This is a genomic window from Nostoc sp. JL23 (assembly GCF_017115065.1).
GTDB lineage: Bacteria > Cyanobacteriota > Cyanobacteriia > Cyanobacteriales > Nostocaceae > Nostoc > Nostoc punctiforme_A.
This window is the reverse complement of the sequence record NZ_JABXKN010000022.1, coordinates 20610-34658: the sequence shown is the minus strand read 5'-3', so window position 1 is coordinate 34658 and position 14049 is coordinate 20610. Positions and strand designations below refer to the sequence as shown.

Annotated in this window: 9 protein-coding genes; all 9 read left to right on the top strand. The window is 42.1% G+C overall.

The window, feature by feature from the left end:
• Window positions 1-1278 precede the first annotated feature (1278 nt).
• The 9 genes from scyA (at window position 1279) to HWQ42_RS03095 (ending at window position 13472) form a co-directional block, all read left to right on the top strand.
• Window positions 1279-3156 (top strand): scytonemin biosynthesis protein ScyA, encoded by a 1878-nt coding sequence (scyA, locus tag HWQ42_RS03135; RefSeq protein WP_292809212.1) that lies wholly within the window; start codon window positions 1279-1281, stop codon window positions 3154-3156.
• Between the two features lie 313 nt (window positions 3157-3469).
• Window positions 3470-4531: a tryptophan dehydrogenase ScyB gene (scyB, locus tag HWQ42_RS03130; protein WP_292809210.1), complete on the top strand. Its 1062-nt coding sequence runs from the start codon at window positions 3470-3472 to the stop codon at window positions 4529-4531.
• Between the two features lie 25 nt (window positions 4532-4556).
• Window positions 4557-5525 (top strand): scytonemin biosynthesis cyclase/decarboxylase ScyC, encoded by a 969-nt coding sequence (scyC, locus tag HWQ42_RS03125; RefSeq protein WP_292809208.1) that lies wholly within the window; start codon window positions 4557-4559, stop codon window positions 5523-5525.
• A 109-nt stretch (window positions 5526-5634) separates the two neighbouring features.
• Window positions 5635-6900, top strand: coding sequence for a ScyD/ScyE family protein (locus HWQ42_RS03120; RefSeq protein WP_292809206.1), 1266 nt, complete (start codon window positions 5635-5637; stop codon window positions 6898-6900).
• Between the two features lie 108 nt (window positions 6901-7008).
• A complete protein-coding gene (locus HWQ42_RS03115; protein ID WP_292809204.1) occupies window positions 7009-8307 on the top strand; it encodes a ScyD/ScyE family protein in 1299 nt (432 codons plus the stop codon).
• A gap of 156 nt (window positions 8308-8463) precedes the next feature.
• Complete coding sequence (gene scyF / locus HWQ42_RS03110; protein ID WP_292809202.1) at window positions 8464-9675, top strand: scytonemin biosynthesis PEP-CTERM protein ScyF; 1212 nt, start codon at window positions 8464-8466, stop codon at window positions 9673-9675.
• A 189-nt stretch (window positions 9676-9864) separates the two neighbouring features.
• Window positions 9865-11154, top strand: a complete 1290-nt coding sequence (locus tag HWQ42_RS03105) for a glycosyltransferase family 4 protein (RefSeq protein ID WP_292809200.1) — start codon at window positions 9865-9867, stop codon at window positions 11152-11154.
• An 18-nt stretch (window positions 11155-11172) separates the two neighbouring features.
• Complete coding sequence (tyrA, locus tag HWQ42_RS03100; RefSeq protein ID WP_292809199.1) at window positions 11173-12264, top strand: bifunctional chorismate mutase/prephenate dehydrogenase; 1092 nt, start codon at window positions 11173-11175, stop codon at window positions 12262-12264.
• A gap of 11 nt (window positions 12265-12275) precedes the next feature.
• Window positions 12276-13472: a 3-dehydroquinate synthase gene (locus HWQ42_RS03095; RefSeq protein WP_292809197.1), complete on the top strand. Its 1197-nt coding sequence runs from the start codon at window positions 12276-12278 to the stop codon at window positions 13470-13472.
• Window positions 13473-14049 lie beyond the last annotated feature (577 nt).

Here is a 14049-nt window from a genome sequence, read left to right as displayed (position 1 = left end):
GACATCTCCACAAATTAATTATGCGTTATCAATAACTCTTGTAGAGACGTAGCAATACTACGTCTCTACAAGAGTTCATCAACCTAAGATTCCTGGGTTTCCACTGGGGAAAGGTTAAAGGATAAAAATTTTTATCCTTTAACATTTTCCCTACCAAGGACTTTGGCGAACTACTTGTGTAGAGTCGTTTGATTTTCAACATAAATGAATTTGCAGTGCTGAACCTGGCTTAAATGAATAAACTTCAACTCATCAACTCATTTTCTTAATTTATCTTAACTTACTCTCTCAGGGATTTAACTATAGAAGAATATGCTTAGTCATCCGTCGCAAGAAGTACATTTGTATTAAAATAATATGTATATTTTTACGTATAGGATTGTGTTTGTTTTATCTCAAGAAACACTGCATTTGTATACTAAGTATATGTTTGTATATGTATATTTTAAAACATATTTTAAAGCATTTACATACTAAATACTTTGTCATCCCTCAAAAGAACTATAAAAAGTTGAAAAATGATGTCTTTATCGTTACAAATAATTGACTCAAAAAGTTTTTCTTGGCAATATAAAGACCGCTAAATCTCCTCATGCTTAAATTTGGATAAAAAATTGTGTAAGTTCTAAAGCGAAAGAATTGACACCTACATCAAAAGATTTCCTATTGTAAATTTATTAATGTACCGTTCGTGCGAGCGCAGAATATCAATCTTTCAGGTGACTAAGTTGCAAATGTCACAATCACAATTAAAGCGAAAGAATTGACATCTATACCAAAAGATTTTTCATTGTAAATTAGGTTTTCATTGTAGTGGATAAGAACCTCACCAAGGGTTTATTGAGTAGATCGGTGCTATTAAAGCTAGCTATATGAAGTTTTCTAAAGATTCTGAGACACGCTTAACTTCGGGTTAATTGCTAGTTTATATATCTTTACACCATTTAGTTTTTCCCCGCTAATCTACTTAAATACTGTAGTCACCACCATAGAAGCGAAAAATTTGACACCCCCATCAAAAGATTTTTGATTGCACGACAGTCTTCATCTCCTTTATTCTGGTGACAAGAAGCACAGCCTCAACTGTTGTATGCTTTCGGTAAAAATTTTTGGTACTGCGCTCACAAGCATCAATCAGCAGCGATCAGCCATTTCTATTCTTGACCAAGCTAGATCATCGCTGCAAGAAACAACAGAGTTGTTTGTAATAAATATTTCTAGCGCTGTGATTGTAAACTAAAAAGCCTTTGTGTAACTTTTTGTAATTACGTGAAACTAATGAGTCAAAACTATACTGGTTCAAATCCTCTCATCACCACTGAGCCATACAAGGAACTTCCAGCAAACAGATATGTAGAATCTGTGTCTGACTCCCGTCAGCTTGATGAATCGGAGAATAATGGGGGAATTCAGCCTTTTTTAAACGATGAAATAGCTCCAACACTCTCAGTTGCCGATGCGATCGCTCAAATGTTGGAAAATTTGGGAGTAAACTACGCTTTTGGTGTCGCTGGTGGTGCAATGGCCAGCCTTTGGGGTGCGCTATCCAATAGCAGCATCGAGGTGTTGAACTTCCGCCATGAAGCCGGAGCAGCATTTGCCGCCACCGAAGCATACTTTGCCAATAATCACCCAACTGTAGTTTTTACTACAGCCGGTCCGGGGATCACTAACGCCCTCACTGGGTTGTTTGCAGCTCGTGGTGAAGGTGCAAAGGTGATTTTACTGTCAGCTTGCACCTCAGCACCGCAGCGTGGACGTTGGGCAATTCAAGAAACTAGCACTTACACGTTGCCAAGTGGGGGAATTTTTACCCCAGGAGCGCTATTCAACTATGCAATCACGATTGAATCTGCGGCTCAACTACCGCAGATTTTCCGCAAACTTGCTTTAGCTATGGCGCAACCAGGCGGATTTGTTGCCCATTTGAGCATTCCCACTGCTGTGCAGACAAGTTTAGTTGAGGATATATCCTTGCCTCAACTAGATGTTACTCCGTTTCCGATGACTGCTTCCAAAGAAGCGATCGCTAAATCTGTAGAGTTATTATCATCTGGCCCCTTTGCTATCTGGGTTGGTTTCGGTGCGCGTGACGCAGCAGAGGAAATCCTTGAACTCGCTGAAAAAACCGGAGCAGCCGTCATCTGCTCACCCCGTGGTAAAGGTATCTTCCCTGAAGATCATCCCCAGTTTGTGGGTGTCACAGGTTTAGGTGGACATGCTTCCGTCTTAACTTACATGGAAGAACAACCTCCACTACGCACACTCGTATTAGGAACCCGCCTTGGTGAACCGACTTCTTTTTGGAGTTCGGCGCTGGTTCCAAAAGGAGGTTTTGTCCATGTTGATATTGACCCGGAAGTGCCAGGTGTAGCCTATCCTCACGTTGAAACTTTTGGAGTTCGGTCTGACATCAAAGTTTTTGTGGAAGAGTTGTTGCAGCAATTACCAGATGCACCTGATTCCACAATGCCGCTACCTCGTCCAGAACACAAAGCAATTGAACCGGCATCAGACGTAGATTATCCAGTACGTCCAGAAGTATTGATGGCAGCAATTCAAAAGATCGTTGTTGAGGGTAGCGATGCTGTAGTGATGGCAGAGTGTGGTAACTCCTTTACTTGGTCAACTCATCTACTCCAATTTGCCGAAGCCAATCGTTACCGAGTCAGTACCGGAGTCGGCGCAATGGGTCACGCCGTCACTGGAGTATTGGGTGCAGCACTGGCAAGCAAAAGCAAGGCTGTAGGAATTGTCGGCGATGGAGCAATGCTGATGAATAACGAAATCAGTACAGCCGTGAAATACAAAATTCCTGCAATCTGGATTGTACTTAACGATGCGCGTTACAACATGTGCCATCAAGGGATGAAAATCTTGGGGTTAAAGGGCGCAGATGCAACACTTCCACCGACAAACTTCGCCATGATTGCTCGTGGGATGGGAGCAGAAGCGATCGTCGTTGTCAGAGAGTCGGATATTGAAGCCGCATTAGAACAAGCGATCGCATCAACTGTTCCCTTTTTAATCGATGTAGTGATTGACGCCGATCGACCAGCACCTTCTGGTGGACGTAATAAAAGTTTGGCAGCCCAAGGAATTAAATCAAGTGCTGCTAAAAATGCAGTCAAGCAAGTTTCATTCCCAATGGTTTGACTTTAAAACCTAGCAATTTCCTGCAATTTTTATAGATACTAAAACATCTCAACAAGTTGGACTTTACAATCCAGTTTGGATTAGTCAATTCAACAAAAGACAAAGGATAAATTTAGAAGCTGCAAAAACCTTATTCCAGCCAAAAACTATACCCAATCAACTGGAATTTTAAATTTTTGATTTTTAAACCCTAAAGTCTCTTCTTAACTCCATCTAATCTTAATCTTCGAGAGTTGTTTTGTGTCTATATATTTACATTTTGTAATGGTCATTACTTTCTCTAACCAATCCCAAACAATATCGAGAGGTCAAGATGCTGCTATTTGAAACTGTTAGAGAAATGGGTCACGAACAAGTTCTTTTTTGTCATGGTAAAAATCCCGAAATTAAGGCAATTATTGCCATCCATGACACAACCTTGGGCCCAGCGATGGGAGCTACAAGAATCTTGCCTTATATCAACGAAGAAGCTGCGTTAAAAGATGCACTTCGTCTAAGCCGTGGGATGACATATAAAGCCGCTTGTGCAAACATCCCGGCTGGTGGCGGAAAAGCAGTTATTATTGCTAATCCTGAAAATAAGACAGATGACCTGTTGAGAGCTTATGGGCGTTTTGTTGATAGCTTGAATGGGCGTTTTATTACCGGACAAGATGTCAACATTACGCCTGATGATGTGCGGACAATTAGTCAAGAAACGAAATATGTTGTTGGGGTATCAGAAAAATCTGGTGGACCTGCTCCCATAACATCACTAGGAGTTTTTCTCGGAATTCAAGCTGCTGTAGAATCTCGTTGGCAGAGCAAAAGACTTGATGGCATGAAAGTTGCAGTTCAAGGCTTAGGAAATGTTGGTAAAAATCTCTGTCGTCACTTACATGAGCATGATGTCCAGCTTTTTGTTAGTGATGTAGATCCAGTAAAAGCGGAAGAAGTGAAACGGCTTTTTGGTGCAACTGTTGTAGAACCAACTGAAATTTACTCACTTGATGTAGATATTTTCGCTCCTTGCGCTTTAGGAGGAATTCTTAATAGTCATACAATTCCTTTCCTGCAAGCCTCGATTATTGCTGGTGCAGCTAATAATCAATTAGAGAATGAGCAGCTACATAGTCAAATGCTTGCTAAAAAAGGGATTCTTTACAGCCCAGATTATGTAATTAATGCTGGAGGATTAATCAATGTTTACAACGAAATGATTGGTTATGACGAAGAAAAAGCTTTCAAACAAGTGCATAACATTTATGACACGCTATTAGCAATTTTTGAGATTGCGAAAGAGCAAGGAGTTACTACTAACGATGCTGCTAGACGATTAGCAGAAGACCGGATCAAGAACGGTAAGCGAAATCAGACTACAGCGATCGCAGCCTAATTATTATTATCTTCAGGAGTGAACAATGGAAAAAAATACCTTTGCTACATCAGCATATATTGCTACTTCACCAGAGAGCGCTTTTGACTACCTTTGTAGTTTAAAGAATTTGGATGAATGGACGCTTTACAGCCGGATGAAAGAGCAAATTGACGAAGATACTTGGCTGGGAACTGCGTCTGGTTATCACAAAAATCTCTATTATCATGTTAAAAAACTAGAAAATCCCCTTTTCTACGGCATTGAGTGGCACTGTGGATTAGAGTATCAGAAATATTTTCAGGTTTATCCTGTCTTGCTATTTCCCACCGACTATATCGAGCCGGGAACAGATGAAAAAGGTGTGTACTTTCACTGGTTGAGCTTTGTCGATCCCAAACGGCAGACTCAGATGATTATGCAGGGAATTCATACAGTACACACTTCTGAATGTCGTTCTCTCAAAGGTAATTTGGAACGCAAAGCTGGTCTAACTTCAGCAGCTAAAGGAAGCCACTTTATCGATACAGACACCATTTATATTGATGCCCCAATTGAAATCGGCATTGAATACTTAAAAGACTTAAAAAATGTAGATGAGTGGGCGCATTTGCTACGACCAAATGGTGATATTACTTCTGAATCAGGTGAATTCAAAGATGAATATGACCAAAAAGTAAAAGTTTCTGTGCGAGTTCATTCGTTGAGTAAATACTACTTGCTTGAACAAGAACATTTTTATCCAGATTACGAATATTATCAGCGTTCTGTAGCGTTGCTGATCCCAACTGCATACTCTTTTGCTGACCCAGAAGCCTCTGGTTTCATCCTACATCGAATTACATTCTGGAAAACAGATGGAACTGTAACCCACGGCAAACTTCAGATTGAAGATTATGGCGCTGAAAGCATGAACATCAAACGTTTACTCGAAGCCAAAGCTGGCAACCTCAAATCATTTGACCGAGGAATGAGCTATCTACCAAAAATTCAAGAGTCACTAGTTACCAACTAAAACCTCAGCGCTCCTCTGCGCTTCCCTTCTCTGCAAGACGCTTTGCGAATGCGCCCCTCTGCGTTTAAAATTCCCCCTCAATTCCTCAAGATTACCTGCATTGCAACACATGAAACACAAACAACTTACTATTACCATCCTCACCTTTTGTGTTGCCGCTTTTTCGGGAATGAAAGCTGCCTCAGCTGCATCCTTTTCAGTAATCGCCGACGGTCTATATAATGCCGGAGGACTAAGCTTTAGTCCTGATGGTAATCTCTATGTTACAGAGGCGGGAATCGGAGGAAGTGGCGGTTGTGTTCCACCAGCAAGCGGTCAAGGTGATTCTTTATGCTATGGCACAAGTGGGGCAGTTACCAAAATTGAGAATGGTAAAACCGAACGCATACTTACAGGACTTTATTCCATAGCATTACCAGATGGTACTGGAGCCGGTGGCCCTCGTGATATCCAATTTGATGCTACAGGTAAACCTTATGTTCTGATTGGGTATGGGGCAAATCCAGCCTTTCGCGATCGCAATTTAGGTTACACTGACCTCGGTAAAATCATTGCTCCCGACTTTAATACCAATTCCTGGACGAGTGTTGCTGATTTCGCTAACTATGAACTCGCCAATAATCCCGATGGTGGTGATGTCGGTAGCAATCCTTTGGGTTTCGTAATAGATGGTAATAAGTTAGTTGCAGCTGATGCGGGTGCAAACGACTTACTCAGTGTGAATACTGGTGGCAGTAATTTGCAAGCTATTACTACCTTCCCCGAAGACATATTAGCTAATCCCGTCTTCCCACTCTCCGGTACTCCATCCAATGAACCGGCACAAGTGCCATCTCAAGGGGAAGTGGTGCGATCGCAGTTTGCAACTCAACCAGTACCTTCAGGTGTGGCAAAAGGGCCTGATGGTGCTTATTACGTTAGCCAATTTACTGGTTTTCCTTTCCCAGAAGGTGGGGCAAAAATCTATCGAGTCGCTGCTGATGGTACATCAGTCTTCGCCGATGGTTTTACCCAACTCACAGACTTGGAATTCGATCCTGCGGGCAATTTGTATGCTTTGCAGTACGCCAATCAGTCAGCTTGGAAGGGTCATTTTGATGGTTCTGTCATCAAAATAGCTGCCGATGGTACTCGCACAACTCTGCTGAGTGGCAATGGATTAGAGTCACCTAGCGCCCTGACTATTGGTTCGGATGGTGCGATATACGTCACCAACCGAGGCGATCGCCCTGGTCAAGGACAAGTTCTCAGAATTGAAAATATCAAATCTGTTCCTGAACCTGATTCTAATTTAGGCGTATTAGCGATCGCTGCCTTGGGCGTTGCTTGGTTGCACAAGAAAAGAATCCCCCAACCTCCCATAAATGAATTGTGATCCTCAATTAAAGAGTTTCAAACCAATTCTGCGTTCCTCAAAGACTGGGATTCATTGTCTTCAAAACTATGAAGTTTTCCACTTATCTAACTCTCAATCTTTAAAGGTATGAAACTCAAATCATTTACTCTTACACTTTTGACTGTTTGTATTGCTGCCGTATCTGCACCAAAAGCAGCCGAAGCCGCCAGCCTAACGGTAGTTGCCGATGGTCTTAGTAATCCACGCGGAATCGGCTTTGATTCTAGTGGGAATCTTTTTGTGACAGAGAGTGGTTCTGGCGGTGATGGCAAAGATGGAAGATGTATTGCATCACCTAGCGCCGGATATATTCCTTTATGTGCTGGTCAGAATGGCTCCCTGCTCAAAATTGCTAAGGATGGTACAAAAACAAATATAATTTCCAATCTGACTTCTTTAGCGTTATCCCCTTCTGGAGAACAAGCAGCCGGGCCTGCTGACATCAAATTTGATTCTCTAGGTAACGCTTATCTATTGACCGGTCTTGCAGGAGATCCTACTAACCGCGATACCGTTTTAAAATCGCCTGACCTCGGTAAATTATACAAAGTAGACTTAAACAGTGGTGGGTTGACAACTCTTGCGGATTTTGCAGCTTATGAAACTGCATTTAATCCTGATGGTACTGATTTGATTTCCAACCCTTATGCTTTTGCCATTAAAGATAAGACTGCTTACATAGTTGATGGCGGCGGAAACAGCATATATTCTGTAGGACTCGATGGCAGTGGTATTAAGAACGTAGCTGGAGTCCCTCAGAAACTAATAGATAGAAATAAACTTGAATTCCCCGATCTTGGGCCGAGTATAGATACATCTGCACTACCAATAACCCAACAATCAGTACCGACTGGGGTTGCGATCGCTCCAGATGGCAGTTTAACAGTTAGCGAATACACTTATTTTCCTTATCCAGAGAAAGAAGCACGTATCTTTAGCGTTGACCCCAATACCTTGCAATCAAAAGTTATCGAAGATGGCTTTACGCAACTGACTGGCGTAGCTTATGACCCTGACGGCAATTTGTACGCTTTGCAACACATCAATAGTTCAGAATGGAAGGAAATTCAACAGGGCGGTATTATCAGTGGTGATATTAGTGGTTCCTTGATCAAAATAGCCACCGATGGAACTCGTGAAACGATTTGGAGTGGTGATGGATTAGAAGCTGCTTCTGGCATCACTTATGGCCCTGATGGGAATTTATATATCGCCAACCGATCCAGACTGGCAGGAACAGGACAAGTTATCAAGATCGATCCGAGAGTGACCAAAGTCCCCGAACCTACCTCTGCAATGGGTCTGATAGTAGCTGGTGCTTTGGGTGCAACTTCAATGCTGAAGCGCAAACGCAGCAAAGAATTAGTGAAAGCAGAGACTGTCTAATTCCTGGTAAAGCTTACAGAATAGGCTGCTGCCTCACAGAGAAAGTTGCATTTCAAACAAGAGGCAGCAGCCCAAATTTTAGATTTCCCAAACTGGGACTGGGAACGAAATTAGTCTAGGAACGAGTATACCTCATAGAACCAAGGCTTAAAACTTATGGGATTAGTCAAAAATTTGTCAATCGGCATTCTCGGTACTGGATTCATGGTGTTGGCAACAGCAGCCCAAGCCAAGGCTGTAACATTAACTTACGACAGAAGTATTGGTAGCCCCGGCTTTGGCCCTGGAGAACTCTTTGTCCCTCAAGGTATAGCGGTGGATAGCCAAGGGAATACCCTCATAGCTAACGGACGCGGTGTTAACCCAGATGGTACTCCTAACTACAACCTCGGTAACAAAATTGAAAAATTTAGTCCAACCGGTCAGTATATTGGAGCAATTGGCTCCGGCGGCACAGGGCCCGGACAGTTTGACGAGCCAACAACTGTAGACTTTAATCCCGTAACAGGGGATTTGTATGCAGGTGATGTTTACAACAACCGCATCAATCAATTCGATTCTCAGGGTAACTTTATTAGATCCTTTGCAAATGGAGAATTTACCCCTCTCGTACAGGGTAGGCTTTTCTTTGGGCCATCTGGTGTGACATTTGACAAAACTGGCAACGTTTACGTAGGTGATTTTAACGGCGAAAGAATCCTTAAATTCACACCTGACGGACAGCAAATTGGTGTCATTGGTGGCACTGTGGGCACTGCACCTGGACAATTCCAAGGTGTAGCAGGTGTAAGGATTTCCCCAGTTAGTGGAAATATCTTTGTAGCTGACCAGTATAACAACCGCGTTCAAGTACTCGATCCAAATGGTAATCCTCTGTTGGCATTTGGTTCAGCAGGTAGCGGCCCTGGACAGCTTCTTCAGCCAATTGGCATCGAAGTGGACGACCAAGAGAATGTTTATGTAGCTGATTCTATCAATAGCCGCGTACAGGTATTTGATAAAAACGGTAACTTCTTGACTTCCTTCGGTGAAAATGCACGCGATGCATCAGGTAATCCGGTACCGCCTCCAGCATTAACTGGCCCTCCTTTTGGCAACCCCCTCGACCTCACTCCCGGTAGATTTAACTGGACGGGTGGCACAAGCTACAAAGATGGCAAGCTTTATGTGGGCGATTTCTTCCAAGGTCGCGTCCAAGTCTTAAACGTAGAGGGCAGAAGGCAAGTACCGGAATCTAGTTCAGCATTGGGTTTAGCATTGCTTGGACTTGGGGCTGTTACCGTCACATTGCGGAAGCGTGGGCAACAAAAGCCAGTCTTCAGTTTAGAGAAATTAACTGCAAAAACAGTGCTGAGTTCTGATGCTTAAGTAACAGTTTTGTAGGGTGCGTTAGCCAAGGGCATAATGTACCATCTCAATAAATTCGGTGCATTAGGCTTCGCGGTAACACACTCTACCAAAGTTTTTACGGAACCTTCAGGTTATTAAATCTGGAACTAGGGAGATTAAAACTGGATAACACAATAAAGCCAACATTATCAAGGTGCTTTCAAGTTCATGCACATTCTGATTTATTCATACAACTATCATCCAGAACCAATTGGTATTGCACCTTTGATGACTGAACTAGCAGAAGGGCTGGCGAAGCGAGGGCATCAAGTGCGGGTAATTACAGGTATGCCTAACTATCCTCAGCGCCAGATTTACGATGGGTATCGAGGTAAGTTATACGTTACTGAACAAAAAAATGGTGTCACCATTCAGCGTAGTTACCTGCGGATTAAGTCTAAACCTAACCTCGTAGACAGACTACTGCTAGAGTTGAGCTTTATTTTTACAAGTTTGCCACAAGCTCTTAAGGGTAAGCGACCTGATTTAATTCTCTCAACAGTGCCGCCGCTACTAGTTTGCTTACCTGCCACCTTAATAGGTTGGTTATACAATTGTCCAGTAGTGCTAAACGTGCAAGATATCCTCCCAGAAGCTGCCGTGCGTGTTGGGCTAATTAAAAATAAGTTGATGATTTTCGCTCTGGAAGCTTTAGAGAAATTTGCCTATCGAACTGCACATACTATTAGCGTAATTGCCGATGGCTTTGTAGATAATTTAATAAATAAAGATGTACCTGCTAATAAAATTGCCTGCATTCCAAATTGGGTGAATCTAAATTTTATCCACCCTTTAGCAAAAGAGAATAACTCTTGGAGAGCTACCCATCAACTCGATAATAAATTTGTTGTGCTTTATTCAGGTAATATTGCTCTAACGCAAGGTTTGGAGACAGTCATAGAAGCAGCCGTTCGCTTGCGTCATCTAAAAGAAATTGTCTTTGTCATCGCCGGCGAATCCCAAGCTCTCGAAAGGTTGCAAAAACATTGTCTTGTTAGTGGTGCAGATAACGTTTTGCTGCTGCCATTGCAACCACGAGAAGAATTACCGCAAATGTTAGCCGCCGCTGATGTCGGGTTGATTGTGCAAAAGGGCAATGTGATTTGTTTCAATATGCCCTCTAAAATACCACTATTGTTAGCCAGTGGTCGCCCAATTATAGGTTCAGTTCCCGCAATTGGTACTGCTGCGAAAGCTATCAAAGAAAGTGGTGGCGGTATTATCGTTGAGCCAGAATCAGCAGATGCTTTGGCAAGTGCGATATTAGATTTATATAATCAGCCAGAATTAGCAGCGAAATTAGGGTGTGAAGGAAGAAAGTTTGCGGTAGAAAATTATTCCTTTGAGCAAGCGCTAGATCGGTATGAAGAGTTATTTACTGATGTGATTTCCAAACGGACGACAACTTTGGATATCTTGCCCGAATTGAGTTCTCAGGAATCACTTGTTGATATTTGAAAATTGGTGCCAGGAAAAATGCCTTTAAAATCCTCTTATTCAGATCGGCTGAAAAAAACTGACCAGAGGTTGATCGCCTTATTGAGCGATCGCATATCATTATTAGCAGCATCAGAACCACCTTCTTTAGATGAGCAACTGGCTGATGTCGCTCCCCTACTGGCTCAAGCTGGTATTCCTGAGTCTGTTTGGGCAGGTGTGCTAAATAGTTGTCATCCTACTCTGATTCCTAAATATGCAACAAATCATGTCACTCCTCGACAAATTACCATCATCGGTGGATGCGGCAGGATGGGAAAATTATTTAAAGAGCAACTTTCGCTAGTAGGTAACAATGTTAGCGTCCTCGAATCTGATGATTGGGAATATGCAGATCAACTTTTAAGTCAGGCAGAATTAGTTTTAGTCAGCGTTCCTATTGAACATACAGTTGATGTTATCAAACGGGCAGCGAAATACCTTGCTCCGACTACCGCTTTGTGTGACCTTACGAGTATTAAAACACAGCCAAATCAAGCAATGATCGAACACCATTCTGGCCCAGTCATGGGTTTACACCCAATGTTTGGGCCAAATGTAAAATCATTTTTTGGACAAAAAGTGGTGGTGTGTCCAGGTCGAAACGATGATTCATTTCAATGGTTTTTAGACTGGATTAAAAGTCAAGGTGGAGAGTTAATTGTTTGTACGCCTGAAGAACACGATCGCATGATGGTGATCGTTCAAGCAACGCAACATTTCTGTAGATTTAGTCTTGGTGTTTTTTTAGCGCAAGCAAAAATTGATATACAGCAGAGTTTAACAATGTCAACTCCTAACTACCGTCAAGAAATTGACATTGTTAAACGTTTGTTTTCCCAAAACCCTCACTTATGTGTGGATATTATGCTAGCGACAGAAGAAAGATGTGATGCAATTAGCTTTTTGGCTGATACTTACAGTCGTTTGGCAAAACTAGTAGCGATAAAAGATAGAGACGCATTAATTCAGGAATTTGAAAATGCTCAAAGGTTTTTTGAAGAGAAAATTAATACTTTTATCCAGCCTTTAAATGCAATGGCTATCCAACGAGATTTTCAACCCAATATCTACACAAATATTAGTCTTTAAAGAGCAAAATCATGGTAGTTGATATTAAGCAAAAAAGTAGATTAATTAATCAGCGTGTTTCGGTTACTTTTAACTACGAGGTTTACTTCACCCAAAATTTATTTGAGTTGAAAAATCCCACCTTAGCTCAAGTGATTGGTGCAGATGAAGAGGCAAAGCCGAAGAAATTAATTGCAGTGATAGACGCAGGAATATTAAAGCATCAACCTGAATTGGTGAAGCAATTAGTCGCGTATACCAAGTTTTATGCAGAGGTACTAGCGATCGCAGCTGAACCAATGATAATTTCGGGAGGAGAAGCTGCTAAAAACGATCGCACTTTACTAGAGCAAATCCAGCAACAGATTGAAACCGCTGGATTATGTCGCCATTCTTATGTGTTAGCGATCGGGGGTGGGGCGGTGTTGGATTTAGTAGGATACGCAGCTGCAACTGCTCACCGGGGAATTCGTCTCATTCGGGTTCCAACAACGGTGTTAGGGCAAAATGATTCTGGGGTTGGTGTAAAAAACGGCATCAATGCCTTTGGGAAAAAGAACTTTCTTGGCACATTTGCGCCACCTTATGCAGTTATAAATGACTCTGCCTTTTTGACAACTCTAGACGATCGCGATTGGCGTTCTGGAATCGCAGAAGCAGTGAAAGTGGCGCTGATTAAGGATGCTAGCTTTTTTGATTTTATCCACTCTCACACCGCAGCTCTGAGGCGGCGAGATATGGATACTATGCAACAGGTTATCTATCGTTGCGCCCAGTTGCATTTAGAACATATTGCCAATGGCGGCGATCCTTTTGAGATGGGTTCGTCTCGTCCCCTGGATTTTGGACATTGGGCGGCTCATAAACTGGAGCATTTGACAAATTATCGCTTGCGTCATGGCGAAGCAGTTGCGATCGGTATTGCTTTGGATAGCACTTATTCTTATTTAGCAGGATTGCTGGATTATTCGGAGTGGCAACGGATATTAAATAGCTTATCAGCATTGGGTTTCACGTTGTATGTGCCTGAACTGGCTGAGAAGTTATCACAATTGGAAGATCCTGATTGTTTGTTTCGGGGTTTGACTGAATTCCGCGAACATTTGGGGGGAGAGTTGACTTTGACGTTGTTGAAAGGGATTGGAAAAAGAATTGAGGTTCATGAGGTGAATTTGTTGTTGTATCGGCAAGCAATATCGCTGTTGCGGGATGTGAGGGGGGAATTTTAAACGCAGAGGTACGCTGAGGGAAGCGCGGAGTAACGCAGAGGTTTTATGAGGTTATTTACTACTTTTGGGGGAGGCGGATTTGTTTAACTAGGATTGTTGGTAAATGTACTAGAAAAGCAGTATAAAAAGCGAATAAATTGACACCCAATCGAAAAATTATTCAATGTATTATCTGCTTGATCTCTAGTATTCTTAAATAAGAGCTAAAAAGTTTTTCATCACATTTTTTTAAAAGAATACGCGGATTAAATGTATTGGCTTGGATTGATAGAGAATTATCTAAGAGATTGTTTGAAAAGTGTTGGCTGTGATTTTAATCGAATTATTACCCCCCTTAATCCCCCCTTGTAAAGGAGGGAAACTAGAAAATCCGGTTCCCTCACGCCACATGCTTCAAGTCGGGCGTTGCCCGCCCAACGCAGTGGCTCCCCTTTATAAGGGGAGGGTTAGGGTGGGGTAAAAAATATTTGACACATCAATCATGACTTTTCAAACATCCTCTAAGTCTGTTCTAAATTTAAAAATAACTACTAATAATGATTAATGGTTGACTAACAAATATTCTAGAGAAATGACT

Coding starts and splice junctions, on each gene's coding strand:
- scyA (WP_292809212.1), top strand. CDS start 1,279: ATGAGTCAAAACTATACTGGTTCAAATCCTCTCATCACCACTGAGCCA.
- scyB (WP_292809210.1), top strand. CDS start 3,470: ATGCTGCTATTTGAAACTGTTAGAGAAATGGGTCACGAACAAGTTCTT.
- scyC (WP_292809208.1), top strand. CDS start 4,557: ATGGAAAAAAATACCTTTGCTACATCAGCATATATTGCTACTTCACCA.
- HWQ42_RS03120 (WP_292809206.1), top strand. CDS start 5,635: ATGAAACACAAACAACTTACTATTACCATCCTCACCTTTTGTGTTGCC.
- HWQ42_RS03115 (WP_292809204.1), top strand. CDS start 7,009: ATGAAACTCAAATCATTTACTCTTACACTTTTGACTGTTTGTATTGCT.
- scyF (WP_292809202.1), top strand. CDS start 8,464: ATGGGATTAGTCAAAAATTTGTCAATCGGCATTCTCGGTACTGGATTC.
- HWQ42_RS03105 (WP_292809200.1), top strand. CDS start 9,865: ATGCACATTCTGATTTATTCATACAACTATCATCCAGAACCAATTGGT.
- tyrA (WP_292809199.1), top strand. CDS start 11,173: ATGCCTTTAAAATCCTCTTATTCAGATCGGCTGAAAAAAACTGACCAG.
- HWQ42_RS03095 (WP_292809197.1), top strand. CDS start 12,276: ATGGTAGTTGATATTAAGCAAAAAAGTAGATTAATTAATCAGCGTGTT.